General features: G+C 73.8%; 20 protein-coding genes and 1 pseudogene. 13 read left to right on the top strand and 8 right to left on the bottom strand.

Annotated features, from left to right (window positions below; translation table 11 throughout):
- Nucleotides 1–182 precede the first annotated feature (182 nt).
- A complete protein-coding gene (locus ACYVGT_RS15940; RefSeq protein WP_460858943.1) occupies nucleotides 183–1,304 on the top strand; it encodes a ferric reductase-like transmembrane domain-containing protein in 1,122 nt (373 codons plus the stop codon).
- A gap of 161 nt (nucleotides 1,305–1,465) precedes the next feature.
- Nucleotides 1,466–2,038: a dihydrofolate reductase family protein gene (locus tag ACYVGT_RS15935; RefSeq protein WP_460858941.1), complete on the top strand. Its 573-nt coding sequence runs from the start codon at nucleotides 1,466–1,468 to the stop codon at nucleotides 2,036–2,038.
- 29 nt (nucleotides 2,039–2,067) lie between these two features.
- Here the strand turns inward: ACYVGT_RS15935 and ACYVGT_RS15930 are convergent, their stop codons facing one another.
- The 3 genes from ACYVGT_RS15930 to ACYVGT_RS15920 form a co-directional block, all read right to left on the bottom strand.
- On the bottom strand, nucleotides 2,068–2,475 hold the full coding sequence (locus tag ACYVGT_RS15930) for a PIN domain-containing protein (RefSeq protein WP_460858940.1): 408 nt from the start codon (nucleotides 2,473–2,475) through the stop codon (nucleotides 2,068–2,070).
- Entirely contained in the window at nucleotides 2,475–2,696 is a 222-nt protein-coding gene (locus ACYVGT_RS15925; RefSeq protein WP_460858938.1) for a type II toxin-antitoxin system VapB family antitoxin, read from the bottom strand. Before ACYVGT_RS15925 ends, ACYVGT_RS15930 begins: the two co-directional genes overlap by 1 nt.
- Before the next feature lie 110 nt (nucleotides 2,697–2,806).
- Nucleotides 2,807–3,394, bottom strand: coding sequence for a TetR/AcrR family transcriptional regulator (locus ACYVGT_RS15920; RefSeq protein ID WP_460858936.1), 588 nt, complete (start codon nucleotides 3,392–3,394; stop codon nucleotides 2,807–2,809).
- A gap of 121 nt (nucleotides 3,395–3,515) precedes the next feature.
- Between ACYVGT_RS15920 and ACYVGT_RS15915 the strand changes: the two genes are divergently transcribed.
- Complete coding sequence (locus ACYVGT_RS15915) at nucleotides 3,516–5,114, top strand: FAD-dependent oxidoreductase (RefSeq protein WP_460858934.1); 1,599 nt, start codon at nucleotides 3,516–3,518, stop codon at nucleotides 5,112–5,114.
- 24 nt (nucleotides 5,115–5,138) lie between these two features.
- Here ACYVGT_RS15915 and ACYVGT_RS15910 read toward each other — a convergent pair whose 3' ends face one another.
- Nucleotides 5,139–5,705 carry a Uma2 family endonuclease gene (locus ACYVGT_RS15910; RefSeq protein WP_460858932.1) on the bottom strand — a complete coding sequence of 189 codons (567 nt, stop codon included), beginning with the start codon at nucleotides 5,703–5,705 and terminating at the stop codon, nucleotides 5,139–5,141.
- 240 nt (nucleotides 5,706–5,945) lie between these two features.
- Between ACYVGT_RS15910 and sigJ the strand changes: the two genes are divergently transcribed.
- The 4 genes from sigJ (at nucleotide 5,946) to ACYVGT_RS15890 (ending at nucleotide 10,640) form a co-directional block, all read left to right on the top strand.
- Nucleotides 5,946–6,821: an RNA polymerase sigma factor SigJ gene (gene sigJ, locus ACYVGT_RS15905; protein ID WP_460858928.1), complete on the top strand. Its 876-nt coding sequence runs from the start codon at nucleotides 5,946–5,948 to the stop codon at nucleotides 6,819–6,821.
- Between the two features lie 137 nt (nucleotides 6,822–6,958).
- Nucleotides 6,959–7,405 carry a carboxymuconolactone decarboxylase family protein gene (locus ACYVGT_RS15900; protein ID WP_460858927.1) on the top strand — a complete coding sequence of 149 codons (447 nt, stop codon included), beginning with the start codon at nucleotides 6,959–6,961 and terminating at the stop codon, nucleotides 7,403–7,405.
- A 236-nt stretch (nucleotides 7,406–7,641) separates the two neighbouring features.
- Nucleotides 7,642–9,741, top strand: coding sequence for a thioredoxin domain-containing protein (locus ACYVGT_RS15895; protein WP_460858924.1), 2,100 nt, complete (start codon nucleotides 7,642–7,644; stop codon nucleotides 9,739–9,741).
- Nucleotides 9,742–9,971: 230 nt separating this feature from the next.
- Nucleotides 9,972–10,640, top strand: coding sequence for a hypothetical protein (locus ACYVGT_RS15890; protein WP_460858921.1), 669 nt, complete (start codon nucleotides 9,972–9,974; stop codon nucleotides 10,638–10,640).
- 87 nt (nucleotides 10,641–10,727) lie between these two features.
- Here ACYVGT_RS15890 and ACYVGT_RS15885 read toward each other — a convergent pair whose 3' ends face one another.
- On the bottom strand, nucleotides 10,728–12,125 hold the full coding sequence (locus ACYVGT_RS15885; protein WP_460858919.1) for a serine/threonine-protein kinase: 1,398 nt from the start codon (nucleotides 12,123–12,125) through the stop codon (nucleotides 10,728–10,730).
- 205 nt (nucleotides 12,126–12,330) lie between these two features.
- On the opposite strand from ACYVGT_RS15885, the gene ACYVGT_RS15880 reads away from it, so the two are divergent.
- The 6 genes from ACYVGT_RS15880 to ACYVGT_RS15855 all read left to right on the top strand — a co-directional run bounded on the left by ACYVGT_RS15880 (nucleotide 12,331) and on the right by ACYVGT_RS15855 (nucleotide 20,796).
- Nucleotides 12,331–12,924: an RNA polymerase sigma factor gene (locus tag ACYVGT_RS15880; RefSeq protein WP_460858917.1), complete on the top strand. Its 594-nt coding sequence runs from the start codon at nucleotides 12,331–12,333 to the stop codon at nucleotides 12,922–12,924.
- Nucleotides 12,925–13,079: 155 nt separating this feature from the next.
- Nucleotides 13,080–13,835 (top strand): isoprenyl transferase, encoded by a 756-nt coding sequence (locus ACYVGT_RS15875; RefSeq protein ID WP_460858915.1) that lies wholly within the window; start codon nucleotides 13,080–13,082, stop codon nucleotides 13,833–13,835.
- A gap of 600 nt (nucleotides 13,836–14,435) precedes the next feature.
- A complete protein-coding gene (locus ACYVGT_RS15870) occupies nucleotides 14,436–15,869 on the top strand; it encodes a PhoH family protein (RefSeq protein WP_460859056.1) in 1,434 nt (477 codons plus the stop codon).
- Between the two features lie 463 nt (nucleotides 15,870–16,332).
- The gene (locus ACYVGT_RS15865) at nucleotides 16,333–17,916 is read left to right on the top strand and encodes an alkaline phosphatase D family protein (protein WP_460858912.1); all 1,584 of its coding nucleotides are present in this window, start codon (nucleotides 16,333–16,335) and stop codon (nucleotides 17,914–17,916) included.
- Nucleotides 17,917–18,311: 395 nt separating this feature from the next.
- Entirely contained in the window at nucleotides 18,312–18,917 is a 606-nt protein-coding gene (locus ACYVGT_RS15860; protein ID WP_460858910.1) for a transglycosylase family protein, read from the top strand.
- Between the two features lie 1,228 nt (nucleotides 18,918–20,145).
- Complete coding sequence (locus ACYVGT_RS15855) at nucleotides 20,146–20,796, top strand: aggregation-promoting factor C-terminal-like domain-containing protein (protein ID WP_460858908.1); 651 nt, start codon at nucleotides 20,146–20,148, stop codon at nucleotides 20,794–20,796.
- Nucleotides 20,797–20,904: 108 nt separating this feature from the next.
- Here the strand turns inward: ACYVGT_RS15855 and ACYVGT_RS15850 are convergent, their stop codons facing one another.
- From ACYVGT_RS15850 to ACYVGT_RS15840, 3 genes and pseudogenes are all read right to left on the bottom strand, one after another.
- Complete coding sequence (locus ACYVGT_RS15850; protein ID WP_460858907.1) at nucleotides 20,905–22,794, bottom strand: serine/threonine-protein kinase; 1,890 nt, start codon at nucleotides 22,792–22,794, stop codon at nucleotides 20,905–20,907.
- Nucleotides 22,795–23,000: 206 nt separating this feature from the next.
- Nucleotides 23,001–24,992 (bottom strand): protein kinase domain-containing protein, encoded by a 1,992-nt coding sequence (locus ACYVGT_RS15845; protein WP_460858905.1) that lies wholly within the window; start codon nucleotides 24,990–24,992, stop codon nucleotides 23,001–23,003.
- Nucleotides 24,993–25,555: 563 nt separating this feature from the next.
- Nucleotides 25,556–26,500: pseudogene (locus tag ACYVGT_RS15840) on the bottom strand (serine/threonine-protein kinase); the annotation flags it as partial.

Here is a 26,500-nt window from a genome sequence, read left to right as displayed (position 1 = left end):
ACCGGTGCGCGCCGCGCGCTGCGTTGGGGAACCTCTGCTTGTGGAGTGCACTGCGCAACAACGCGGAGGCACACTGTGCGCGGCGGGGCGGCCTGGCTACGCTTCGGGGCGATCCGGAGGCGGCCGTACCCCCCTGAACCCGCGGCCGCGCCCCTGCACCGCTCCGGAGCGGAGGAGGCCCCATGACCCCGACGCCCCCGCAGGACCCGGCCCGGTCCAGGCCGCACGCGCCGCGTCTCGACCGCCGCACGCTCCGCGGCGACCTGCGCCGCCTGGCCGCCGACACCACTGCCGGGCTCCTCGTCACCGGGGTGTTCTTCGCCCTGCTCTACCGCAATGTGGCGTCGGGGGCGTCGCCGACGCTGGAGGTCATGCCGCACCTCGCGGACGCGCCGGGGTACTGGCTCTACTGGCTGTGCCAGGCGTTCGGCTGGTCGGCGCTGCTCTGGTCCTGGGTCAGCGTGCTGCTGGGGCTGGCCCGGGCCATGCGTCCGCTGCGGGTGGTGCCGGTCTCGCACGCCCGCCTGGAGGTCTGGCACCGGGTCACCGGCATCACCGCCATCGCCCTGATGTTCGGGCACATCGCCGCCTTCTTCGCGGAGCTGGTCCGCGCGAACGAGGACGGGCTCGCGCCCGCGGCGAACGCCGCCAGTGCCGCGGTGGACACCTTCGTCCCGGGCGGCTATGCCACCGGCACCGGCCAGACCGCAATCCTGCTCGGTCTGATCGCGTTCTACCTCGCGATCCCGCTGGGGCTCTCCTTCTACCTGCGCTCCTGGACCGGCACGCGCCTGTGGCGCGTCCTGCACCGGTTCGTCATCGCGGTGTATGTGCTGAGCGTCTGGCACACCCTGCTCTACGGGACGAACGTCTGGTTCGAGGGATGGTTCCGCACCGCGGTCTGGGCGACCCAGCTGCCGGTGGCGCTGCTGCTCCTGGCCCGGCTGCTGGCGCCGCTGCGCACCGCGGAGCACCTCGCGCGCACGGACCTTGGCCGGGGAGCCCGGCCGAGCGCGCTGTTCCGCGGGTCGGGCCGCCTGCTGGCCGCTCTGGGGGTGCTGGCCCTGCTGTTCGTCACGGTGTCGGGGCTGGACGGGGGCCGGGCCCGGGGCGCGGACGCCGGCGAGCTGCTGGTGACCGAGCCGATGATCTGGGGCGGGCTGGCCGTGCTGCTGACCGTGATGGCAGCAGTGGCCCTCGCCGTGCGCACCGAACGGGAGGAGCGGTCCGGCGCCGCACCGGAGCCCGGCACCGGCGCGGGCGCCGCGGGAGACCCGCCTCCGCGCGGCAGTCGGAGGCGGTGAGGCAGGCCGTGCGGGCCGCCGGGCGCTCGCGGACGGCGCTGAGGCGGGCCGCCGCTGTCGGCGCGGCGTGGCAGTCTGCACTCGATCGATGAGTCCTGCGCTGCCGCCCGGTCAGATACGCGAGGCGGCCGCGCCGGCGGCCTGACGAGAGAGGAGAAGCCATGCGCACACTGATCAGCACGGCGTTCGTGTCCGTGGACGGGGTTATGGAGGCGCCGGGCGGAGAGCCCGGCTACCGGAACTCCGGGTGGACGGTGAAGGGCTTCGACGTCCTGCCCGAGGTGTACGAGATCAAGGACCGCGAGCAGCGCGAAGCCGGTGCCATGCTGCTCGGCCGCACCAGCTACGAGGCGTTCAGCCCGGTGTGGCCGTCAATGGAGGAGTTCGCCCGGTATCGGGAGCTGCCCAAGTACGTGGTCTCCACCCGCCTCGGCGAGGACGACCTGGTCGACGGCTGGGGCCCCACGACGCTGCTGCGCTCGCTCGACGGTGTCGCCGCGCTCAAGCAGACCGACGGCGGCCCGATCATCGTGCACGGCAGCGCCGCACTCAACCGCGGTCTCGCCGACGCCGGCCTCATCGACCGCTACCACCTGCTGGTCTTCCCGCTCCTCCTCGGCGCCGGCAAGCGCCTGTTCAGTGACACCGACAAGGACGCCCAGCGCCTCGCCCTCGTCGAGCACGAGACCTATGCGAACGGCATCCAGAAGAACGTCTTCGACGTGGTCCGCTGACCGGACATTCCGCGAGTGCTGGCCATGCTTCACGCGGTGTCATGGATGTTCTGCTCGCTGAGGTCAGCGGCGTGGCGGGCGACGGTGCGGTAGTCGGCATCGTCGTGGAGCACCGTAAGGCCATGGTGGGCCGCGGTGGCGGCGATGATCAGGTCGACGGCCGAGGCGCTGCGGTGCTCGCCGGCGAGAGCCATTCGGTACTGGACAGCGCTGACCCAGCGGCCAGCGCTCTTGGGTACTGACACGTCGGGGTAGAGATCGTGGAACATCTCCGAGACCTCGTTGAACTCCCGGCTGCTCCGGGCGCTGTAGAGGAATTCCGTGCGCTGCGGGTAGCAGGAGGAGATGGCGCCGACTTCGAGCGCGTCATACCAGGCCGCCTGCAGCTTGGGCTCGCGAAGCAGCCGCACCAGGCCAGAGGTGTCGAGGAGATACATCACCGCTCGTGCTTCTCTGCTTGGTGAAGGCGCTCGGCGTCATCGAGGGCGCCCCAATCCTGTGCACGCTCGAAGTGCCGGCCAATGCGTGCCGCTCGCTCCTGCTGCTCAGCGTAGAAGCGGAGGGCGATGTTGACCGCTTCGCGCTTCGTTCTGGCCCGGGACAGAGCCATGGCGCGCTGCAGGGCATCGTCGTCGAGGTTGATCTGGGTAACCGACATGAGCGCCCCCCAAAGACAATCATCATGTACAAACGATCATACATGACCAACATTCTTGTCCTCGGCGTCGTCCACGGACACCGCGCCCATCTGCCGCAATCCGCGGCCGCTCACCCCCGGCCGCGCGGCAGACCGTGCTCGAGGAGGTCGAAGACCGTGTCCAGGGCGGCGCGAGGCGCGGGCTCATCGGCGACGAGCTGCGGGATTTCGAGGACGTAGCGAGCCGCGGCGCGGGCGGTGACGCCGCTCGGGTCGCCGCCGATCTCGGCGGCGATGGCCGCGGCGAGCGGGGCCTCGCACCGGATCCACAGCGTGCGGGTGTAATCGCGCAGCGCGGGGGTCGCCATGATCAGTTCGGTGGTCCGGCGGTGCTCGGGGCCGGCGTCGGCGGCGAACGGCCCGCGGCCGGCGAAGAAGGCGCGCAGGGCGGCCATCACCGTCTGGCCCTTTGGCCGGTCGTGCACGGCGGCGAGGAGGCTCTCCCTGCGCTCGGTGCCGTCGTCGAAGATCAGCGCCTGCTTGCCGTCGGGGACGTGCTTGAACACCGTTGGCGTGGAGATGTCGACGGCTTCGGCGACATCTCTGACCGTCACCTGGTCGTAGCCGTGCTCCAGGAACAGCTGCAGCGCGGCCTGGGCCAGGGCGCGGCGGGTTGCGGCGTTCTTGCGCTCGCGGCGCCCGGGGGTGGCGGTGCTCATGGCGGCATCCTAGCAGAGGATGCTTACTGGTTAAAATAGTTAACTCGATTGCTTTTTTGTCTCGGTTGTGTTTTTGTGGAGTGCGGGAGGTTCCCGCAGCACACCAGGGAGGGTGATCGGAATGACGGACAAGCAGCCGGGGGCCGATGAATCGGCGCCGGTACTGGTCGTCGGAGGCAGTCTCGTCGGCCTGTCGGCCGCGGTGTTCCTGGCGTGGCAGGGGACACCGGTGGTCGTGGTCGACAAGCACCACGGCAGCTCGCCGCACCCGCGGGCCATCGGGTTCACCACGCGCACTATGGAGCACTTCCGCCAGGTCGGGGTCGAGGTTCCCCCGTCGCAGCAGGGGATGAAGCCCCCGCGGCGCGCCCGGGTGGAGAGCTTGGCCGGACGCTGGCTCGAGGAGTACCCCTGGTCGCCCGGCAGCCGGGGCTCCTACGGCGCCGACGCATCGCCGGTCAATGCCGTCGCCATCACCCAGGATCGGCTCGAACCCCTCCTGCGCGACCGCGCTCAGGAACTCGGCGCCCAACTGCGGCTGGGGACTGAACTGGTCGGTTTCAGGCAGGATGCCGGCGGTGTGACCGCCGCCCTGCGGCGCCGCGACGACGGCCGCGAGTACCGGCTGCGGGCCGACTACCTGGTGGCTGCGGACGGCGCGGAGAGCCCGGTGCGCGAGGAGCTGGGCATCGGCCGCCACGGGCAGGGCCGGCTGTCCGTCCAGCGCAGCATCCTGTTCAGAGCCCCCCTCGACGAGTACCTGCAGCACGGCGTGGTGCAATTCGAGATCGAGCAGCCGGACTTCACCGCCTTCCTGACCACCTATTCCGACGGCCGGTGGGTGCTGATGCTCTCCGACGACGTCGACCTCGACGAGGCCGGGCAGATCCGCGCGGTCCAGCAGGCGGTCGGGCGGAGCGATATCCCGATCGACCTGATCGCCACCGGGCGCTGGGAGCTGGCCGGCTTGATCGCCGACCGCTTCTCCTCGGGCCGGGTCCTCCTCGCCGGCGATGCCGCCCACCAGCTCCCGCCGAACCGCGGCGGCTTCGGCGCGAACACGGGTATCGACGACGTCCACAACCTCGCCTGGAAGCTCGACGCGGTCATCGCCGGGCGCAGTGCGCCGGAGCTGCTGGAGACCTACGACGCGGAGCGGCGCCCGATCGCCGACCTGCGCCACGACCAGCTGTTCGCCCGCGCCGACTTCAAGGCGTACCTGGCGGCGCCCAAGTCGGACGTGCCGGTCCTCGATGACGCCGCCATCGAGCTCGGGCAGCTCTACCGCTCATCGTCGGTCCTCGGCGCAGACGCGTCCCTGCCGCCCGCCCAATTGCCCGAGCAGTGGGGTGGCCAGCCCGGTACCCGCGCGCCCCACCTCTGGGTCGCCGTCGAGGGGGCGGAGTGCTCAACGCTGGATCTGTTCGGTCCGGGGTGGACACTCCTCTCCGAGGACGACCGCTGGCGCGACGCGGCCACCGCTGCCGGACGGCTTGCCCCGATCAGCTTCGTCCGTATCGGCGGTGACGCCGCACCGACCGACCCGGGCGCATTCCCAACCGCCTACGGCATCAAGCCCGACGGCGCCGTGCTCGTCCGCCCCGACGGCTACATCGCCTGGCGCACCGCCTCAGCCCCGGCCGATCCCGCCGCCGCCCTGGCCACCGCACTCGAATCCGCCGCCAAGCCGGCCCACTCCACCGAACGCAGCGGTGAGTGACCACGCCGGCGACGGCGGGATTCCTCAAACCGCCCCGAGGTCGACCGTGACGGCGAACGGCGCCGCGGCCTTCACCGCTCCGGTGAAGACCTCCCCGTCGCGGTAGCTGCGGCTGGCCGGATCGAGGACATAGGTGTAGACGATCGGCAGGCCGGTGGCAGCCTGCTCCACGCGCCAATAGAAGGGGATACCGGCCTTCGCGTATTGGTCGACCTTGACCACGCGGTCGGTGGTCTCGGACCCCGGCGACACCACCTCGGCAACGAGCAGCACATGCTCTGGCCGCGTGGGGGCGTGGTCGATGGTGTCCGCCCGGTAGACAATGACGTCGGGGCGCCGGTTGGTGAGCGGCACATCCTGCAGGCGGACGTCGAAATCCGTGTCGGCATTCCACTCCGGGCCTGCCGCGGCCTCCAGGGCATTGGCCAGGATTCGAGCCAGCCGGTTGTGCCGCTTGGACGCGCTCGGGCTCACGACAACCATTCCGTCCACAACCTCGATACCGGCGCACTGATCCGCAGACCATGAGTCGTACTGCTCGGCGCTGATCTGCGTGTGCATCCACTCGGGGGTGGCCATTCCTGCGCTCATGGCGTTCCTCCTTCGAGGATGTCCGTCAGCTCCGGCACTGGGCTACCTCCGGCGCTTCCGGCCAGCCTATTGTGCTGCACTGCCGACGATGGCTGCGAAACAATCGGCGTTTTCGCCCGCGCAGCTTCCACTCCGCCCCGCCGGGGGAGCGGTCTGCGCGGTGTCGCGCGGGGCCTGCGTGCTCAGCTGCGGCAGAGTGGGGCGCGGTGGACCGGGGCGCGTGGTCAGAAAGCTGGTGCGGTGGCCGTGGAGGGAATGCCGGGCGCGGAGTGGGAGGGGCACCGCGCAGCCGTCTTCGGCGTTGCTTACCGGCTGCTGGGCAGCGTGGCGGACGCCGAGGACGTGGTCCAGGACGTGTGGCTGCGCACCACCGGCGGCCGGATGGACGGGGTGCAGGATCCGCGGGCATGGCTGGTGACGGTCGCCGCGCGGCGGGCCTACGACATTCTGCGGTCGGCGCGGGTGCGCCGCGAGGACTACGTCGGTCCCTGGTTGCCGGAGCCGTTGATGACCGGCCCGGATGCCGCACAACAGGTGCTCGTGGACGAGTCGGTCGGCTCGGCCATGCTGCTGGTGATGGAGGAACTGAGCCCGCCGGAGCGCGTCGCCTTCGTGCTGCGGGATGTGTTCGGCCTCCCAGCGGCCCGCATCGCCGAGGTGCTGGACCGGACCCCGGCTGCCGCCCGCCAGCTCGCCTCCCGTGCCCGCCGCAGGGTCGCCGAGGCCGGCGGTACGGACAGAGCGGGCCCCGCGGCGTCGCGCACCGAGTGCGAGCGGGTGGTGCGCACCTTCCGCGCCGCCTATGAAACCGGTGACCTGGAAGGGCTGGTCCGGCTTCTCGATCCGGACGCGGTCTATGTCACCGATGGCGGCGGCGAGGTGTTCGCGGCCCGCAAGCCGATCGTCGGGGGCCGGCGCGTGGCAGAAGTGCTGCTCCGCATGGCCGGACCGCAGCGGGCGAGCCGGGTGGAGCTGGTCGAGGTCGGTGGCGAAGCAGCGCTGCTGACGCGCCGCGCGGACGGTTCGGTCCACTCCGTCGACACCGTGCGCGTGCGCAACGGGCGGATCGCCGCGTATAGGCGCCAGCTGGCTCCTTCCAAACTCGCGCACCTGTGAGGCCCTGCAGAGATCGGCAGAGAATCCGGCCGGCCGCCCGTCACATTCGTAGGGGGTGTGCCGTCTCCCTGGCGAGAACGCGGCGTCGTGCGGACATGCACTGCGCCCAGCAGCAGGCAACCGGCCGAGGAGAAGCGATGGCACGCATGGATCTGGGCGCTGCGGCTCCCGAGCCCTACAAGTTCCTTCGACAGGCGCAGGCGGCGATCGACAAGGGGCCCTTGGACACGGCAGTGCGCGAGCTGGTGAAGCTCCGGATCTCGCAGCTCAACGGCTGCGTGTTCTGCGTGGACCAGCACACCAGGGAGGCGCGTCGGCTGGGTGAGCGCCAGGACCGGCTGGACCAGCTGCCGGTGTGGGAGGAGTCCGAGCTGTTCACCGAACGGGAGCGGACCGCGCTCGCCTACGCGGAGGCGGTCACCCGCGATGTCCGCGTGGACGAGGACCTGTGGAAGCGGGTGGGCAAGCACTTTCCCGACGAGTCCGAGCGCGGACACCTCGTCCTCCAGGGCTCCGTGATCAACGGCCTTAACCGGCTGGCAGTCCCCCTGGAGATGAAGCCCGCCCGCCGCACGCACGCGTGAGGGGCCGTTAGGGCCTGTTCGTCAGCGCGCAGCGGGGCTCACCGGTGGGCCGCCGGCGAAACTCCGCTGCGCGTGCCGGCCGCTCCCGGCAGCGGTGCGCGGTCGCTGGCCGGCGGGGGCCGCTGCACCACTCTGCTGCAGCACGATGCATCGCTCGGAGAGTGCTCCCGGCCGGAGGGGCGCGGCCCGGCCCGGCCGGGCTTGGGGGCTGCGGGAGACTCTGCGACGATGCCCCTATGAACCGCCTGGCTCGCTCCCAGTCGCCCTATCTCCTGCAGCACGCTGACAACCCGGTCGAGTGGTGGCCGTGGGGGGAGGCGGCGTTTGCGGAAGCGCGGCGGCGGGATGTGCCCGTCCTGCTGAGCGTCGGATACGCGGCGTGCCACTGGTGCCATGTGATGGCGCACGAGTCGTTCGAGGACCCGGCGACCGCGGAGCGGATGAACGCGTCGTTCGTCAACGTCAAGGTCGACCGCGAGGAGCGGCCCGATGTCGACGCCGTCTACATGGAGGCGCTGCAGGCCATGACGGGCCAGGGCGGTTGGCCGATGACGGCGTTCCTCACGCCCGACGGCGCCCCCTTCTACTGCGGGACCTACTTCCCGACGGTCCAGTTCCACCGGGTGCTGGAGGCCGTCGAGCGGGCCTGGCGCACCGACCGGGCCGGCATCACCGACCAGGGCGCTCGCGTCGTCGAGGCCCTCGCGGGGCCGCGCACCATCAGCGGGGCGCGGGTGCCCGGCGCTGCGGAGTGCGCCGCCGCCGTCGAGTCGCTGGCCCGGGACTACGACGCCGCGAACGGAGGGTACGGCGGCGCGCCCAAGTTCCCCCCGTCCATGCTGCTCTCCTTCCTGCTGGCCCACCACCGCAGGACCGGATCCCCGGACGCGCTCGACATGGCCCGCGGCACCGCGCACGCCATGGCCCAGGGCGGCATCCACGACCAGCTCGGCGGTGGCTTCGCCCGCTACTCTGTCGACGCGGCGTGGACCGTGCCGCACTTCGAGAAGATGCTGTACGACAACGCGCTCCTGCTGCGCGCCTACACGAGGCTGCACCGCGAGACCGGCGACGAACTCGCCCGCCGCACCGCCCTCGGCACGGCCGACTGGCTGGTCTCCGGACTGGGCACGCCCGAGGGCGGGTTCGCCTCGGCGCTGGATGCCGACAGCGAGGGCGAAGAGGGCCGCTACTACGTGTGGACGCCCGACCAGCTGACCGAAGTCCTCGGCGCCGACGACGGCGCCTGGGCGGCCGAGCTGTTCGGCGTCACCGCTGAGGGCACCTTCGAGCACGGCGCCTCCGTCCTGCGGTTGGACGCCCACCCCGGCCTCGATCCCGACACGCCCGCCGCCGCTCGCTTCGAGCGGGTGCGCGCCACGCTGCTGGAGGCGCGCGCCCGCCGCGTCCCGCCGGAGCGCGACGACAAGGTGGTCGCCGCCTGGAACGGCCTCGCCATCGCCGGCCTCGCCGAAACCGGAGCCCTCCTGGACCGCCCCGACCTCGTCGATCGGGCGCGTACCGCCGCCGAGCTCCTGGAGCGGGTCCACATCGACGGCGGGCGCATCCGCCGCGCCTCCCGCAACGGCGAGGCCGGCCCGGCCGACGGCGTCTTGGAGGACTACGGCGACACCGCCGAAGGCTTCCTGGCGCTGGCCGCGGTGACCGGCGAGGACCGCTGGGTGCACCTGGCCGGGCGGCTGCTCGGCACCGTGCTCGACCACTTCGCCGAAGAGGGCGACGGGACCCCCGGAACCGCCGTCTTCTACGACACCGCCGACGACGCCGAGCAGCTCTTCAACCGCCCCCAGGACCCCACCGACAACGCCGTCCCCTCCGGCCGCTCCGCCGCCGCGGGCGCGCTGCTCACCTACGCCGGGCTCACCGGCGACGCCCGGTACCGCGCCGCCGCAGAGCGCGCGCTGGAGCCGTTCGGAGTGCTCGCCCACCGGGCGCCGCGCTTCGCCGGCTGGGGGCTGGCGGTGGCCGAGACGCTGCTGTCCGGCCCGCTGGAGGCGGCCGTCGTCGGCCCGCCGGCCGACCCCGCAACCGCCCGGCTGCACGCCGAGGTATTGCGCACCGCCCCGTTCGGCACCGCCGTGGCGGTCGGCGACGGCACCCCCGCGCAGGCCGCTGGCTCCGGCATCCCACTGCTGGCCGACCGGCCGCTGCCCGGTGGGCGGCCCGGCGTCTACGTCTGCCGCAGCTTCGCCTGCAGCCTGCCCGCCACCACCCCCGCCGAGCTGCGCGCGCAGCTGCGCGCCGGCGACGCCGGCCCCCGCGGCGGCGGAGGCGCGGGAGGCGCCGGGGACGCGGGAGGTTCCGCGGCACCGTGACCGCACCCGGACGCGCGGTGAGCGGTGCGGTCCGGGCCGGCCGGGCAGGAGCAGGGGGACTACGGCACGCAGGGCCGCTGGGAACCGCTGCCACGGTTCAGTAGGGTCGGCCGTTCCGCCCGATGCCGCCGTGCCGGAGCAGGGTCCCCGCACCGCCGGCGGCGCGGCAGGGCACCCGTGCGGCGGGCACTGCAGCACGGGATCGCGGAGCCGCGGAGAGGAGGGGTGCAATGGCAGTGCCGGGCGCCGCCCCCGTGCTCAGGTGCGCCCTGCGGGCCGCCGGCCTGCTGGCGGCGGGCCTCGCCGCGGGATGCACCCCCGCCGTCGAACTGCCTCCCGGCCCCGCTCACCCGGCGGCGTCCGCCGATGACTCCTTCCCGCTGCGCGACGGAGAGGTGCTGCACACCGTCAACGACGTGAACGTGGTGCTGCCCCAGGGCTGGGAGCCGGTCGGTTCCGACGGCTGCCTTGCCCCGCCGCCGAAGGGCGGGCACGAGGACCCGCCGCCGCCCGACCCCGACGGCGCCTGCCCGCCGACCGCGCTGCGCATCGCCACGTCGGCCGCAGAGGAGGGCGCCATCGACCCGGACGGCGCGGCGCTCAGCCGCCCGGACGGCTGGTTGCGGCCGTGGGTCGACTGCCCCGGCGCGGTGGCCGGCGGCCCAGCCCCGGAACTGGTGGAGCACCGGGCGCACGACGGGTTCGAACTGGTCAGCGGCGAGCGCGTGGCTACCGCTTCGTGGCGGCTGGACTGTTCCGGCAGCGTGCCCTTCACCGTCCGCATCTGGTACGTCCCAGAGGCCGACCTGGAGCTCGGCGCGGTCGTCGGCGAGAAGGCCGCCGCAGCCGACTACGAGCGCATCGTCCGCTCCATGGACCTCTCCCGCCACGCCGGCTGAACCGCTCCCCGCCGCTGCCGCGCCGCACGGCCTGCGCCCGGCACAGCCGACCGCGCCGGCCGGCCCCGGCGCAGCCCTCCCTGCCGGTCAGGGCGTCTGCAGGCGGGTTCCGGAGATCACCCGGTCGACCAGGTCGGGACGCGGCCAGGGGGAGCGGATCTCCAGATAGACGGTGGTGCCGCCGGCGTGCGGCCGCACGGCCGCCGCGGCGAAGGCGGAGCTTCCCGGGCAGGTGTCCCACTGCCAGACTTCGCCGCCCCAGTAGGCGTCGCTGTAGTGCCTCCGCTCGGGCGCGCCGGCACACGGCGCACCGTCGATGATCTCGGCGAGCCGCGGCCCCGCCCCCGACCGGCCGAGCAGCCCCGCGAACACGCCCGCCGCCGCCGGAGCCGCGGGGTCGCGCCACCGGTCGACGTTGGTGGCCGCGAGCAGGCCCGCCTCGTGTCCGCCGACCAGCCCCAGCTCCCGCGGCGACCAGCCGTTGGTCTGCACCTGGCGCGCCCAGGCCCGCGGCACCGGCACACTGAGCGCGTCGGTCGCGTCCACCACTTCGGACTCCGACGGCATCGGCCGCCCCTCCGAGCCCGGCACCAGCGCCAGCAGCACCACCGCCGCCAGCGCCGCCAGCGCCGTCGCCCCCGCGCGCAGCCCCGTCCTGCGGAGCCGCAGCAGCCACGGCACCCCCGCCGGGATATCCGGCTCCATCCGGATCGCGCGCACCCGGTCGGTGAACTCCTTCGCGCTGCCGGGTCGGGCCGTCCGGTCCTCGGCCAGTGCCGACATGATCAGCTCGTCCAGCGCCCGCGGCAGCCCCGGCCGCAGCCGCCGCGGCGGCACCCGCACCGGTGCTCCCGGCGGCCGCTTGCCGGTGACCAGCTCGTAGGCGACCGCGCCGAGCGCGTACACGTCGGCGCGCACATCGATGTCGCCGCCGGACGCCGCCTGCTCCGGCGCCATGTAGCCGGGCGTGCCGGCCGCCGCGGTGAACCCCGAGGCGTGCTCGATGCTCTTGGCGAAGCCCAGGTCGGCGACGAGCACCCGCTGCCCCACCGGCGACGACTGCAGCAGTACGTTGGACGGCTTGATGTCCCGGTGGATCGTGCCGTGCCGGTGCAGTACCGTCACGCCCTGGCCGATCTCCGTCAGCAGCCGCAGCGCCTCGGCGAGGGGGAGCGGCCCGTCGGCGACCGCGTCGGCGACCGACCCCTGGTCGGCGTAGGTCATGACCATGAACGGGCGGTCGTCGGGCAGCACGTCGAGGTCGTGCACCCGCACCAGCCATGCGGAGTCGGTGCGGCGGAGGATGCGCGCCTCCTCCAGGAAGCGCTCCTGGACGTCCAGCTGGTGCGACCAGTTCTCCGCGAGTACTTTCACCGCGACGGGGGCGTCGAGCAGGTCGTCGTGGGCCAGCCACACGGTCGCGAACGAGCCGGATCCCAGGCGGCGGACGACGCGGTACCGCCCGAAGTTGTCCGGTTGTGCCACAACCAACCCCCTTGCCGGTGCTGCTTCGGGCGAAACGCGAAAGAGCCGACCGGCTTCGGCCGGAGCGGGCCGGGGCACCTAAGCGTCAGAATGCGATGTGAACCTTGCACGAGGGGCTGCGCGTGACACTGGTATGAGGACGACGGCAGGGAGGGCACGGCACGGGACCGTGGCCGCCTCTCGCGACATCAAGGAGCTATCAGCCGTGTCAGACAACGACAAGGTGCCCGGTCCGCGGCGGACTGCGGCAAAGGTCGACGATGTTCTGGAGGACCTGGCCCGGCGCGCCCGGGACGGCGACGAGGCGGCGCTCGAAGACCTCCTCCGCCGGATCCAGCCCGAAGTGCTGCGCCGCTGCGCCCGCTTCCTGCCCTACCGGCAGGACGCCGAGGAGGCGTGCCAGGACGCGCTGCTCCGCGTCGCGCGCAAGATCGGCAGCTTCAAGGGCGAGTCCCTCTTCACCACCTGGCTCTACACCGTCGTCTCCAACTCCGCCCGGCAGACCTACCGCTCGATGAAGCGGCGCTCCAACGAGATGCCGACCGAGGCCGACCGCATCCCGCACCAGCGCGACCCCCGCACCACCAGCGTCATCGCCGGATCGCGGATCGACCTGCTGGAGGCGCTCGACCAGCTGGAGCGGGACCGCCCCAACCTGGTCGCCCCGCTCGTGCTGCGCGACCTGTGCCAGATGGACTACAACGAGATCGCCGGCGAGCTCGACATCGCGCTGGGCACGGTGAAATCCCGGATCCACGAGGGCCGCAAGCACGTCCGCCGCTCGCTGGCCGTCACGTGAGCACCTGATCCGCTCTACTCTGGGAGGCAACGACCCTCCTTGCGCCGGCCGGCCCGTGCGCCCCGCGCGGCGGGGAGGGCGGGTCGGCGCAGGGCCGCCGCCAGCGCGGTGCCGCGGCCAGCCGACACCTCCGACGCGGCGAAAGGTGACGTCCGATGGGGCTGCGCGATCCCCTCTACTGGCTCTACGAGCGGCGGCTGGAACGCAAGCTCGGCGATGACGACACCCCCAAGCACGTCGGGGTCATCCTGGACGGCAACCGCCGCTGGGCCAGGATCAGCGGGCTGGGCGACGTCAACCGCGGCCACCAGGCCGGCGCCGACAAGATCTTCGAGCTGCTGGGCTGGTGCAGCGAGCGCGGTGTGCAGGTCGTCACGCTGTGGCTGCTGTCCACCGACAACCTCACCCGCGCCCGCGAAGAGCTCGACCCGCTGCTGCGCATCATCGAGAACACGGTCCGCCGCCTGCGTGAAGAGGGCTGGAACGTCAACCCGATGGGCGCGCTCGACCTGCTGCCCGACGACACGGCGCGGGTGATGAAGGAGGCCGCCACCTCCGACCGCCCCGGCCCCATCGTCAACGTCGCCGTGGGCTACGGCGGCCGCCGCGAGATCGCCGACGCCGTCCGGTCGCTGCTCAGCGCGGAGGCGGCGAAGGGCACCCCGATGGCCGAGCTGGCCGAGCGGGTCGACATGGAGGACATCTCCCAGCACCTCTACACCCGCGGCCAGCCAGACCCCGACCTGCTCATCCGCACCTCCGGCGAGCAGCGGCTCTCCGGCTTCCTGCTCTGGCAGAGCGCCCACTCGGAGTTCTACTTCTGCGAGGTGTTCTGGCCGGCGTTCCGCCGCGTCGACTTCCTGCGCGCGCTCCGCGCCTTCGGAGCCCGCAACCGCCGCTTCGGCGGCTGACCCGGCGGCTGCCCGGCGGCCGGCCAGCAGCGCCGCACCCCCCCCGCGCGTCAGACAGGCCCGGCGTCCGCTCGGCCCATCCCCCTCTCCGGGTGCGCCGCACACCCGCATTCCGCCCGACCGCAACCGGGCCCCGTCCGGCGGATTCCGCACGGCGGCCGGCCGGTCCGGCCGCGCCGCGGCGCCCCGCTCCACCCGCCCCGTGCGCCGCTGAAGAGCCGTGCGCCCCTGCTGCTCCTCTGCTGCGCTGCGTCCCGCCTTGTCCTGCTTCACCAGGTGTGCACATGCCGTGCACCCCGAGGGCCTTGCTCTTTGGCCTCAGCCGGGTACCGTCGGAACCGGTGGGCGGTGCGCATCCGCCCTCCTCGGGAGGCCCCTGCTGTCCGAGGTGCTGCTCCTCCGCGGAGCTCACGCCGACCAGGGCCGGTCCCGGCCCTGCGCAGGGGTCGGTCCCGGTCCCAGGTATCCCGTGAGAGAAGGGCGCCTTCGCGGTGCCCAAGGGGAGAACGAGTGGCTAAGTCCTCGACCTACCGCCGCGGCCTCCACACCTCCGCCACCAGCGGCCCCGTGGCCGTATCCGGCGGACAGCGGCGAACCTACGTGCTCGACACCAGCGTCCTGCTGGCAGACCCGGCGGCCATCACGCGGTTCGCTGAGCACGAGGTGGTCCTGCCGATCGTGGTGATCACCGAGCTGGAGAGCAAGCGTCACCACCCCGAGCTGGGCTACTTCGCCCGGGAGGCCCTCCGCCGCCTGGACGACCTGCGGGTCGCCCACGGCTCGCTGGACACCGACGTCCCCGTCAACGAGTTCGGCGGCACGCTCCGCGTCGAGCTCAACCACAGCGACCCCGCGGTCCTTCCGGTCGGGTTCCGGCTCGGCGACAACGACACCCGGATCCTGACGGTCGCACGCAACCTGCAGCGCGAGGCAGACGAGGCGGCCGGGACGGCACCGGAGGCGCTGTCGGACCAGGGGACCCGGGAGGACCGGGCGGCACCGTCCGCAGCGGCCGCCGCTGCGGCGGCCGCCGGCGGGCTCCCCGGGGACGCTCCGCACGGCGGGGCTGCCGGGGCAGGGCTTCCCGGCGAGGCCGCCCCCGGAGGGGTCGTGCTCGTCAGCAAGGACCTGCCGATGCGCATCAAGGCGTCGTCGATCGGACTCGAGGCCGACGAGTACCGCGCCGAGCTCGCCATCGAGCACGGCTGGACCGGCATGGCCGAGCTCGAAGTCCCCGCACACGAGGTCGCGGGCCTCTTCGAGGGCGGCAGCGGCGACGTCGAGGCGGCGCGGGACCTGCCCTGCCACACGGGACTCGTGCTCGTCTCCGAGCGCGGCAAGGCACTGGGCCGGGTCCGCCCGGACAAGTCGGTGAAGGTCGTCAAGGGCGACCGGGACGTGTTCGGCCTGCACGGCCGCAGCGCCGAGCAGCGCATCGCCCTGGACCTGCTCACCGACCCCGAGGTCGGCATCGTGTCGCTGGGCGGCCGGGCCGGCACCGGCAAGTCCGCGCTCGCCCTCTGCGCCGGCCTGGAGGCGGTGCTCGAACGCGGGCACCACCGCAAGGTGATGGTCTTCCGCCCGGTCTACCCGGTCGGCGGCCAGGAGCTCGGCTACCTGCCCGGCACCGAGAACGACAAGATGAACCCGTGGTCGCAGGCCGTGCACGACACGCTGTCGGCCGTCACCACGTCCGACGTCATCGAGGAGGTCGTGGACCGCGGCATGCTCGAGGTGCTGCCGCTGACCCACGTGCGCGGCCGCTCGCTGCACGACGCGTTCGTCATCGTCGACGAGGCCCAGTCGCTGGAGCGCGGCGTGCTCCTCACCGTCCTCTCCCGCCTGGGGGAGAACTCCCGCGTGGTCCTCACCCACGACATCGCCCAGCGCGACAACCTCCGGGTCGGCCGCTACGACGGCGTCGTGGCCGTGATCGAGAAGCTCAAGGGCCACCCGCTGTTCGCGCACATCACGCTGTCGCGCTCGGAGCGGTCGCCGATCGCCGCTCTCGTCACCGAGATGCTGGAAGGGTAGGGCGTGTTCGGCGGAGGGCCGCCGTAGCCAGCGGCGCCCCGGCAGCGCCGGGCAGGAGCCGGGCGGTTTCCCTCCTCCGCTGAGGAGAACGCAGCGGCGGGCGTGCCGGGGCGCCTCGCCACCGGCGCGCTCCCGGCCGGGCGGGCCGGTGCGCAGCCCCGCGGCTGCCACTGCGGGGCCCTTCACCGTTGGGGCGGGCAGGGATATGCTCCCTGCCCGCCCCACGTGTCGCGCCCGACCCCGCCGCCCCCGCCGAAGCCTCCGCCCCGCCGAACCCGCCCGCGGCGCAGCAGCCGCCCGCACCTCCCCGGGAACGCGTCCCGGGGACACACCGGTGTCCGCTGCCGCCGCGTTCGCCCCCGGCGTCCCATTTCTCCCTCGCGTCGACGCGTGTTCCGGTGCCGTTCGGTCCTGGACTGTAGACCCCTGAGTGCCCCCGCGATCGACGATGAGGAGCCGCACGATGGAGCCCGCGCACCCTTCCCCCCACCCGAGCGACACCGGATCAGCACGCCGCGGCACCCCCGGTGCCGGGCGGTTCTCCCGCCGGGCCGTGCTGGGCGCCGGGGCTGCCGGCCTCGGCGCGGCCGCACTCGGCGCCGGCGCGCCCGCCTTCGCCCAGGGCCGCAACCGGCCCGTCCTCACCCACGGCATCCAGCTCGGCGACCCCCGCGCCGACGGGGCCGTGGTGTGGGCGCGCACCGACCGCCCCGCGCGGATGATCGTGGAGGTCGCCGCCAAAGCCGACTTCTCCGACGCGCGCACCGTGCGCGGGCCGATGCTGACCCCGGACTCCGACGGCACCGGCCGGGTCCGCATCACCGGCCTGGACGCCGGCGAATACCACGTGCGGGTCAGCGCCGAATCGGGCCGCTACACCAGCGAGCCCGTCGCGGGCTCCTTCCGCACCGCGGGCCTGGACGGCCCCGTCCGCTTCCAGTGGTCCGGCGACGTCGCCGGCCAGGGCTGGGGCATCAACCCCGAGATCGGCGGCATGCCGCTGTTCTCCGTGATGGCCGACCGCAACCCCGACTTCTTCCTGCACAGCGGCGACGTGGTCTACGCCGACAATCCGCTGGAGGAATCCGTCGAACTGCCCGACGGGCGGATCTGGCGCAACGTCGTCACCGAGGAGACGGCGAAGGTCGCCGAGACGCTGAAGGAGTTCCGCGGCCAGTACTCCTACAACCTCACCGACGAGGCCCTCCGCGGCTTCTCGAGCCGCGTCCCGCAGATCGTGCAGTGGGACGACCACGAAGTGCTCAACAACTGGTTCCCCGGCGAGATCCACGACGACGACCGCTACACCGAGCGCGACGTCGACGTCCTCGCGGCCCGGGCGCACCGCGCCTTCCACGAGTGGCAGCCGGTGGTGCCCGCGGAGGCCGTCGACGGCCGGATGTACCGCCGCATCCCCTACGGGCCGCACCTGGACGTGTTCGTCCTCGACATGCGGCTGTACCGGGACGCCAACTCGCCGGGCACCGCCGAGCACGAGGCGATCCTCGGCCGGAAGCAGGCCGACTGGCTCGTGCGCGCAATGTCCCGCTCCACCGCGACGTGGAAGGTGGTCGCCTCCGACATGCCGCTCGGGCTGGTGGTCCCGGACGGGGACGACATCGAGGCGGTCGCCAACGGCCGGCCCGGCGCTCCGCGCGGCCGGGAGGCGGAGATCGACGACGTCCTGCACCGGCTGCACCGCAACGGCGTGCGCAACGCGGTCTGGCTGACCGCGGACGTGCACTACACCGCCGCCCACCACTACTCGCCGGACCGGGCAAGCGCGTCGGAGTTCACCCCGTTCTGGGAGTTCGTCTCCGGGCCGCTGCACGCCGGCACCTTCGGCCCCAACGAGCTCGACCCGACGTTCGGCCCGGAGGAGGTGTACGTCCGCGCGCCGGAGCGGGACAACATGTCGCCGATGGAGGGCTTCCAGAACTTCGGCGAGGTGGAGATCGCGCCGGACGGCAGTACGTTCAGCGTCCACCTGCGCGACGAGAACGGGGATTCGCTCTGGTCCACCGACCTGGAGGACGGCGCGCCCTGACCGCGGCGGCACGCAGCCCGGCGCGGAGCGGATGACCGGAACCCGGTGCGCAGCGCACCGGAGCCGGCGTGGGAGGAGGCTGAAGCGGACCGAGCCGACGCGGGGTGTGCGGCGCCCTCACCGCACGGCGGCACCCGTACGCGGACGCGCCGGACCCGGGTCCCCCTGCGGGGACGGAGTTCCGGTAGCGTACGGGCGCGGCGCGGACCGCCCCGATCCCGCCACCGCAGTGACGGTATTGTGACCCGCCACACCGCGAAACCGTTCATCCGGGCGCCGGGCATTCGGCAAGGTGGGGCCGGTAGGAGAACCCCCGGCCCCCTGTTTCGGACAGGCCCGATACCGCGTCCCGCGCCGGGCGGCGTGCACTCCCGATGGAAGGCCCAATCGTGCTTGTGAACCGCATTTCCCCGCGCCTCGCGGCCGGCCTCGGCGCCGCGGGCCTGACCGCCGCCACCCTCTTCGGAGCGACGGCCTACTTCAGCGGCGGCGACCCGGGCAAGGCCGCGAGCGCGGCCGGCGTCCCGGAGCCCCAGCCGGCGGCGGACGGCGAGGAGTTTTTCGCCGGGGTCGACGGCGTCTCCGACGACAAGCGGGCCGCCGACCGCGAGGAGACCCAGGAGCGCCGCGAGCAGGTCGCCGGCGCGAGCGCCGCCTCGGGGACGACCACCCCCGAGAAGGAGGAAGAGGAAGAAGAGGAGGAGTCGGAGTCCGGCGGCGGCACTCCGCCCACCGACGGCAGCGCCGACGCCAACTCGCTCAACTGGGGCGGCCTCGCCGACTGCGAGTCCGGCGGCGATCCGACCGCGGTCAACTCCGCCGGCGGCTACTACGGCCTCTACCAGTTCTCCATGGCGACCTGGGAGTCCGTCGGCGGCAGCGGCTCGCCCGCCGAAGCCTCGCCCGACGAGCAGACCTCCCGCGCCAAGATGCTCTACGACGCCGTCGGCGGCAACTGGCAGAGCCAGTGGCCCGAGTGCGGCGTCCACCTCTTCGACTGACCCGCCCAGCCGGTCCGCGGCCCTCGCCGCCCGCGGGGCGGTCGGGGCCGGGCCGCACCGCGCTCCGCGCAGGCGCGGCGGAAGCCGCCGCCCGCGGCGGCCGGGCCGCTGCGCGGTGCGCCCAGGTCCTGGCCAGTACGGGCGGTCGCCCTCGGGCACTCCAGCTGCAGTCCTCCGCCTGTGAAGGCGGCGCTGGCTCGGCCGTCCCGCCTCTGCGTGCTGCAGCCGTCCAAACCGCCGTCTCCGGCGCAGCGCCGTAGAGGCGCGCTGTGCGCGTCTCCGACCGCAATCCCGCGCCCGGCTGGGCGGTTCACCGGGTGCCGGGTGCGGCGCGCGCACCCGGCCCGGCACGCGCAGCCGCCGCCCGGCCCAGTTCCCCCGGGCGCTCCCTCCGGGGGTTGCGCCGCGCGTGCTGCGCAGGCCTGGCTTCCTTCCGCAGCATGCGTCCCGGAGCCGCCGCCTCGGCCGCCGCGGGCGGCGGCAGCGGGCGCTGCGGACTTCGCCCCGGCGGTGCCGCCAGCCCCGGCCGCCGTCCCCGATCGGCTCGTGCTGCCTCCCCGGCCGGGCGGACCTGCACTCCGCGCCCTCCTGTTCCGCGGGTGATCCACTGCCGCGGCGGGCGGCTGGTGCGCCGCCCGCCGCCGGCGCCGCAGGAGCGTGGGATCGGTCATGCCGCCGGGGGAGCAGCGGAGTTCCGCCCGATTGCGGTGGATCGGCGGTGAGCACGGCGGATCGGGGCCGAACGGGGGGTTCGTGCGGAGCGCGGGAGCGGGTTTCGGACGGGACATCGTTCGCACCGCTCACTGCCGGGTGACCGGGTGGCCGGGCTGCGTGCGGGATCCCCCGCGGATCCGCAGAAACTTCCGTAGTGGCGCGTCCCACCGAGCCCTGTCACCCTCACCAGCGCCGACGCTTCGGGGGCGGAGCGGAGCGTTTGATCGTCTTCCGGTTGGCCGTTTCGTGGGGCTGGACTTGCGTCCAATTGGTGTTATGGTGCCGTGATGAAGCGGAGGGCCGTCCGGCCCCCGTCCCGAGTAAGCGCCTCCGTGAGCTCTCGGGCCGCACACCGCACTCCCCCCGAGTGCACCCCCGTAACACCGGCACGGCAGGACCGCGTGCCACAGTGCGGCCCCGTGGCGAGAGCGGCGTCCACCGCCGCCCCCACGTGAGTCCGGGGCACGAGTCGATCGCGCGCACTGGGTGCGTGCGACTGGCGAAAGGGCGATTCTTGCTGACCAACCGGATCTCGCTGCGCGCCGCCGCGGCGGTCGGATGTGCGACCGTCGTCGCCGGCACGGCCTTCGGGGTCTCCGCCCTGGCGGACACCGGCCTGACCCCCGAAAAGGCGAGCTCGGCGGCCATGCCGCAGGCGCCCGAGCCCGCTGAGGGCGGCGAGGAGTTCTTCGCCGGCGTCGAGGAGGTCTCCGACGACCAGCGCGCCTCGGAGCGCCAGGAGACCCAGGAGCGCCAGGAGGCCGCGACCGGCGCCACCAGCGCCTCCGGCACCACCAAGGAGGAGAAGGAGGAAGAGGAGCCCGAAGAGGACGACTCTTCCGGCGGCGGCTCGGTCCCCTCCGGCGACCCCAAGGCCACCGCCAAGGCGATGCTCGGCGACTTCGGGTGGGGTGAGGACCAGTTCTCCGGCTGCCTCGAGCCGCTCTGGGAGAAGGAGAGCGGCTGGGACCCGCAGGCGGAGAACCCGAGCTCGGGCGCCTATGGCATCCCGCAGTCCCTGCCCGGCTCCAAGATGGCCTCGGCCGGCTCCGACTGGCAGTCCAACCCCGCCACCCAGATCAAGTGGGGCCTCGGCTACATCGATGACCGCTACGGCTCCCCGTGCGAGGCGTGGGCCCACTCCCAGGCCAACGGCTGGTACTAGGCCCTCCTGAGCACTCCACCGCCGCCCCTTCCAGCGTCCTTCGGGCCGCTGGGAGGGGCGGCGCTGCTGTGTCGGGATGCGGGCTGGCCCTGCCGCTGCGGCCGGTCCCTAGCCGGGGGCGAACGACGCCAGCACCGCGTCGAACACCGGCCGGTGCTCATCGAGTGTCCCCGCCGGAACGTTCAGGGACAGCGTGCTCACTTCCCCGCCGGCGAGCGCTGCCCACTCGGTGTAGGCGCGCTCCGGCGTCGGCCAGCTGCCGTTGGTGAGCCGCAGTTCGGTCACTGACGCCTCGTCGACGTCCCACCCCGCCGGGAGCTCCTCCTCCGGGACCCGGGCCAGCCGTTCGACGTCCGGGTCCCCGTCGGCTTTGATGCGCCCGTTGCTGCGTTCGAGTACCGCCAGGCTGCTCGTGTCCTCCTCCTCGCCCCAGGCGCTGACCCAGATCCCGTGGTCCTCCGACGGCGACGCGAAGAACACCCGGCCCGTGCCGTCTTCGTCTATCTCGCCGTCATAGACCGACCAGCCCTCCGGGTAGCCCACCGTGAATGCGCCGGTGCGGAACTCCGCCAATTCGACCTCCGCGGGCGTCGCACTGCCATCCGGTGAGGATGCGGAGGCCGGCGCCGCCGGCTGGCCGGCCCCGCGGTCCCACCACGCCGCCAGTCCGCCCGCGGCGAGCAGCAGCAGTGCCGCGGCGGCCGCGCACACCGCGGCAAGCGTCCGGCGCGACGGCAGGCGCCGCGGCGCACGGCCCGCAGCCGCAGGCTCCGGAGATCCCTGCTGGGGCCGGTCGGCGCTGCGAGCGTCCGCCGCCTCGGGAGCGGCCTCCTGCGGACGGGACGCCGGTTCTGGCGGCTCCTCCGCGGCCGGCGCCGGCCGCGGAGCCTCGCGCGGCCCCAGCGGCGGTTCCGGCCCCGGACCAACCGGCTCCCGCAGCCGGTATCCCGGCGCCCCGGCCCCTGGAGCGCGGCTCTCGCGCTGTCCGGCGCCGCCGGATGGATCCGGCCGCGCATCGGGCGCCGCGGGCGCTCCAGCGGTCGCTTCAGCGGCTCCTGGCCGACGGGCGGGCCGCGGCGGCTCGCCCATCGGCGTCAGCCGCCCAGCCGGCCCGGCCGGCTCGGCCGGGGCTGTACTGCCGGCAGCGGGCGGCGCGAGCGGCACCCCGACCGTCCGCGGCAGGGGATCGTCCGGAGCGGCAGTGAGCATGCGCAGCGCCGTATCGGCCGTCGGGCGCTCATCCGGGTCGCGCTGCAGCAGGGCGGCGAGGGCGCGCCCCAGCGGCCCGCCCTGCGGCAGCGGCGGGATCGGGCCGTCCGCCACAGCACGGATCACGGCGGCCATCGCGGGCCGCCGGAACGGCGACTGGCCGGCCGCCGCCGCGTACAGCGTGACGCCGGCGCTCCACAGGTCCGCCGCCGGAGTGGCCGGCAGCGACATGAGCCGTTCGGGCGCGATGAACTCCGGCGAACCGAACACGGCGCCGCCCCGGGTGACCGTCGCGGCTCCGTCGAAGGTCGCGATGCCGAAGTCGGTGATGACGACGCGGTCGTCGCCGTCCACCATCACGTTGGCGGGCTTGATGTCGCGGTGCACCACCCCGGCGCCGTGCGCGGCGCGCAACCCGGCGAGGAGCTCGGCGCCGATCCGGGCGACCCGGTCCGCGGGGAGGGCCCCGCCGGCGATCAGCTCCGACAGCGGGTGGCCCGGGATGAGCTCCATGACCACCCACGGCACGCCTCCGTCGTCGAACACGTCGTGCACGGTGACGACCGCCCGGTGCGCGATCCGCACGGCGCTCTTCGCCTCGCGCAGCACGCGCGCCCGCGTCTGCGGCCGGTCGCCCTCGGCGCCGTCCGGAAGCAGCACCTGCTTGAGGGCGACGTGGCGTTCCAGCGCGGTGTCCCACGCGCGCCACACCCGCCCCATGCCGCCGCGGCCCAGCTCACCCGTCAGCCGGTACCGTCCGGCGAGGAGGCGGGGGCCGTTGGTGGACATGGGCGGACCTCTCAAGGGGCGGCGCATCCGGGGAGGAGTCCCTGCCCGGGTGGTACCCGCCGGCACCCCGCCCGCCCCGCACCCGGACCAATGCGGCCACCTGCACGTCCGCTACCGGTCACCGCCGTCCGCACCTGCATGCGCCACCCGCTGCGTGGCGGGGGCGCTGCGGCTGGGCGGGGGCGCGGTTCTGCCGGCCCCGGGGGTCACGGCCACAGCACCATGGAGTGCAGGGAGTACTCCAGCTGTTCGGTGTACTCCTCCTTCTCCTCGACGGGGACGTTCAGTTCGATCGCGTAGCCGGTGCCGTCGACGATGACGTTGTACTCCTCGACGTAGCGGCCCGGGTGCTCCCACAACCCCTCGTCGGTGTAGGTCCTGGTGAAGACCGCGACGTCATAGCTGCCCCAGCCGTCCGGCAGGTGGTCCGCCTCGACCTCCTCCAGTTCGTGGGTCTCGAAGTCCTGGAAGCCGCCGTGGGAGACGTCGTCCTCCTCGTCGCTCTCCAGCTGCGTCAGGCTCCCGGGACCGGTGGCGGCGTCGTAGGTGTTGACGGACATCTCGCGTTCGGCCTCGGCGTCGCTGAAGTACACGGTGCCCATCTCGAAGAAGTCCAGTTCCCCGTCGTCGGCATCCCAGGACGAAGGGTGCTCGAACTCCAACCAGATGTTGCTGTACCGGGCCTGGGATCCGACCGGTTGGCCTGCCGTTCCCTCCTCCGAAGGCTCCACCGGCGTTGTTGAGCCGGGGCCGCCGCCGTCCATGAAGAGGGCGCCGATGCCCAGGACCGCGATCAGTGCGAGGACCAGGCCGCACCCGCCCACGCCCAGAACGACCGGAAGCGCGCGGTTCTTCTTGCGCGGCGCCTGCTGGTGCGGCACGGGAGGCGGAGCACCCGGCCCGGAGAGCGGCGCCTGGCCCGGCCATCCGGGAGGCGGACCGTGCACAGGACCGGGAAAGCCGGGGGGCTGCGGCCCCGGGAGAGGGTTCTGCGGGCCCCACGAAGGTGTCGGGCCGTGCGGTCCTTCCGGCGGCCCGCCGTGCGTCGGCGCCCCGGCGGGGCCGCCGAACGGCGCGGGCCCTCCGTGCGCCGGGGTGCTCTCCGGGGGGCCGCTGAACGGTGTCGGCGCGCCGTGTGCGGGGGTGCCGCCGGTCGGGCCGAAGGGCGGCGGTGCGGCGCCGTGTGCGGGGGTGCTGCCCGCGGGCTGGACGCCGGCTGCGGAGGCCGCGTCGGGACCGCCGGCGCGGGTGTCGCCGGCAGGACTGCCCTCCGCCGGCGTGCGGACTCCGGTCAGGCCGGCTCCCGCGGTCCCGATCGCAGCGGCTCCGGCAGCGCCCGGGCCGTCCTCTGCCGCCTCGACCGGTTCCGCCTGGGCGGAGATCGGCGGCAGGCCGTCCAGGATCCGCAGCGCAGATGCGGCGTCGGCGCGCTCGTCCGGGTTGCGCTCCAGCAGCCGTGCGAGCAGCTCCTCCAGCGGCCCGGCCTGGGGCAGCGGTGCGATCGGCCCCGAGATGACGGCGGCGATTGTGCTGGTCAGCGTCGTGCGCCGGAACGGGGATGTGCCGGCCAGCGCGGCGTAGAGGGTGACGCCGACGCTCCACAGGTCGCCCGCGGGGGTGGCCGGCTGGGATTCGAGGCGCTCCGGCGGCATGTACTCCGGCGAGCCGACCAGCGCGCCGGTGCCCGTGATCGTGGTGTCGCCTTCGGCGGTGGCGATACCGAAGTCGGTGATGGCGACCCGGCCGCCTTCGTCGATCATGATGTTGCCGGGCTTGATGTCCCGGTGGACCACACCGCGCGCGTGCGCCTCGCGCAGCCCGTCCAGGAGCGGGCGGGCCATGGCCGCCACGTCGGCGGCCGGCATCGGCCCTTCGGCGAGGATGTCGTCGAGGGCCCGGCCGGGGAGGATCTCCATCACCACCCACGGGTTGTCTTCGAAGTCGAAGACGTCGTGCATGGTGACGACCGCGGGGTGCGGGACGCGGGCCGCGGTGCGCGCCTCCCGGAAGACGCGGGCGCGCGCCTCGGCGCGCTCCCGGTCGCTCATCCGGTGCGGAAGGAAGATCTCCTTCAGTGCGACGGCGCGCTGGAGCTGGGTGTCCCATGCCCTCCAGACGGTGCCCATTCCGCCGCGCCCGAGTTCTCCGTCCAACCGGTAGCGCTCGGCGACGATGCGGGTTCCGTTGTCGGTCGGCATAGGGGCCTTTCGGGGGGTCGACACGCTGGCAGCTGGCTGCTGCGGCGGCAGCCGCGGCACCGGGGATGCGCTGCGGGCCGCTGCGTCCGGCTGGTTGGGACGCGGCCCGCCCGGCAGAAGGTTCCCCGGCGGCGCCCATCATTGCGCACAGATCGGACGCCCTGCGACCCCGGTGTCACGCGCTGCCGCCCCGGAGAGCCGGACATCCGGCCCGTGCCTGCCCGCCCGCGTTGCACGGTGCAGCGGCTGCCGGGATCCCCGCGGCGAAGGGCGCCGCCCGGTGAGCAGCAGGTACGGCCCGGCCGGGGGAGCGCGGCGCTCTCCGACCTGCTGCTGCTCCGGGGCGTCCCGCACGGCCCGGATGGTGCAGCGCCACGCGGTCAGCTGCCGCCCCTCGCTTCCGGAACGGGCGGCCGCAGCGCAGGGAAGCGCGCCGAAAAAGGCGGGTACCGGCTCTCCCGTCCGCGCCGCTCCGCCGCCGCGGCACGGGCCGGAGCACAGCGCCGCCGGGCGCGGACGGAATGGCCTTCCGCGCTCGGCGGCACCGCTGCGCAACTGCCCGGCTACTTCAGCACCCAGCTGTTCAGGGAGTGCTCCAGCTCGGGGGTGTAGTCGGCCTCTTCGTCCTCGGGGACGTTGAGGGCGAGCGCGTAGCCCGTGTTGCCGACGACGACGTTGTACTCGGCGACGTAGCGCTCCTGGTTCTCCCAGGAGTCGTCGCCGTAGGTGTTGACCACGGTCGCGACGTCGTGGTCCGACCCCCACCCCTGGGGGAGTTCGGAGGCCCCGACGCTTTCCAGCGCGAGGGTCTCGTAGTCCTCGTAGTCGCCGGAGGAGGCGGCGTCCTCGTCGTCGGCCGTCAGCTGGCGGAGGCTGCCGTAGCCGTCGGTGTTGTCCCAGGACATGACGGAGAGGCGGCGCTCGGTCGAGGGGTCGTAGAACGACACCATGCCGGTATCGTCCGCCTCCAGGTTGTCCTCGTAGACCTCCCAGTCCGCCGGGTATTCGACGTCGTACCAGTCGTTGGAGTAGGTGGAGTGCGGGCCGGCCGCCGCGCCGTCGGAGCCGTCCTCCTCCCCGCTCTCGCCCTCGTCCTCGCCGCCTTCGCCGTTCTCCCCTTCGCCCTCGGCAGACTCCGCGGGCGGGAGCGGTTCCGCCGGCGGACCGCCGTCGTTGGCGATCATCGCGATCAGGCCGAAGGCGGCGAGCAGCACGAACACCAGGCCGCAGCCGCCGACTCCCAGCGCGATCGGCAGGGCACGGCTCTTCTTGCGCGGCGCCTGCTGCGGCGGCGGAGGCGCCCCCGCAGCGGAGAACGCCTGATCCGGGGGTCCGGGCGGGCCCCACGGCGGGAGTGGCGGGCCGGGCGGCGGCCCCTGCGGCGGTCCGGGCGGGCCCCACGGAGGCGGAGCCTGGCCGTGCGGCGGCTCCGCCGGTGCACCGTGCGCGGGGGTGCCGCCGGTCGGGCCGAAGGGCGGCGGTGCGGCGCCGTGTGCGGGGGTGCCGCC

This window comes from Nocardiopsis coralliicola (assembly GCF_054779695.1).
This window is presented reverse-complemented; position numbering and strand designations above follow the sequence as displayed.

What these genes read in the sequence shown, in the direction of transcription:
- ACYVGT_RS15850 (WP_460858907.1), bottom strand. Translation starts at nt 22,794, where the DNA reads ATGTCCACCAACGGCCCCCGCCTCCTCGCCGGACGGTACCGGCTGACG.
- ACYVGT_RS15865 (WP_460858912.1), top strand. Translation starts at nt 16,333, where the DNA reads ATGGAGCCCGCGCACCCTTCCCCCCACCCGAGCGACACCGGATCAGCA.
- ACYVGT_RS15900 (WP_460858927.1), top strand. Translation starts at nt 6,959, where the DNA reads ATGGCACGCATGGATCTGGGCGCTGCGGCTCCCGAGCCCTACAAGTTC.
- ACYVGT_RS15895 (WP_460858924.1), top strand. Translation starts at nt 7,642, where the DNA reads ATGAACCGCCTGGCTCGCTCCCAGTCGCCCTATCTCCTGCAGCACGCT.
- ACYVGT_RS15930 (WP_460858940.1), bottom strand. Translation starts at nt 2,475, where the DNA reads ATGTATCTCCTCGACACCTCTGGCCTGGTGCGGCTGCTTCGCGAGCCC.
- ACYVGT_RS15915 (WP_460858934.1), top strand. Translation starts at nt 3,516, where the DNA reads ATGACGGACAAGCAGCCGGGGGCCGATGAATCGGCGCCGGTACTGGTC.
- ACYVGT_RS15920 (WP_460858936.1), bottom strand. Translation starts at nt 3,394, where the DNA reads ATGAGCACCGCCACCCCCGGGCGCCGCGAGCGCAAGAACGCCGCAACC.
- ACYVGT_RS15875 (WP_460858915.1), top strand. Translation starts at nt 13,080, where the DNA reads ATGGGGCTGCGCGATCCCCTCTACTGGCTCTACGAGCGGCGGCTGGAA.
- ACYVGT_RS15910 (WP_460858932.1), bottom strand. Translation starts at nt 5,705, where the DNA reads ATGAGCGCAGGAATGGCCACCCCCGAGTGGATGCACACGCAGATCAGC.
- ACYVGT_RS15845 (WP_460858905.1), bottom strand. Translation starts at nt 24,992, where the DNA reads ATGCCGACCGACAACGGAACCCGCATCGTCGCCGAGCGCTACCGGTTG.
- ACYVGT_RS15890 (WP_460858921.1), top strand. Translation starts at nt 9,972, where the DNA reads ATGGCAGTGCCGGGCGCCGCCCCCGTGCTCAGGTGCGCCCTGCGGGCC.
- ACYVGT_RS15925 (WP_460858938.1), bottom strand. Translation starts at nt 2,696, where the DNA reads ATGTCGGTTACCCAGATCAACCTCGACGACGATGCCCTGCAGCGCGCC.
- ACYVGT_RS15935 (WP_460858941.1), top strand. Translation starts at nt 1,466, where the DNA reads ATGCGCACACTGATCAGCACGGCGTTCGTGTCCGTGGACGGGGTTATG.
- ACYVGT_RS15940 (WP_460858943.1), top strand. Translation starts at nt 183, where the DNA reads ATGACCCCGACGCCCCCGCAGGACCCGGCCCGGTCCAGGCCGCACGCG.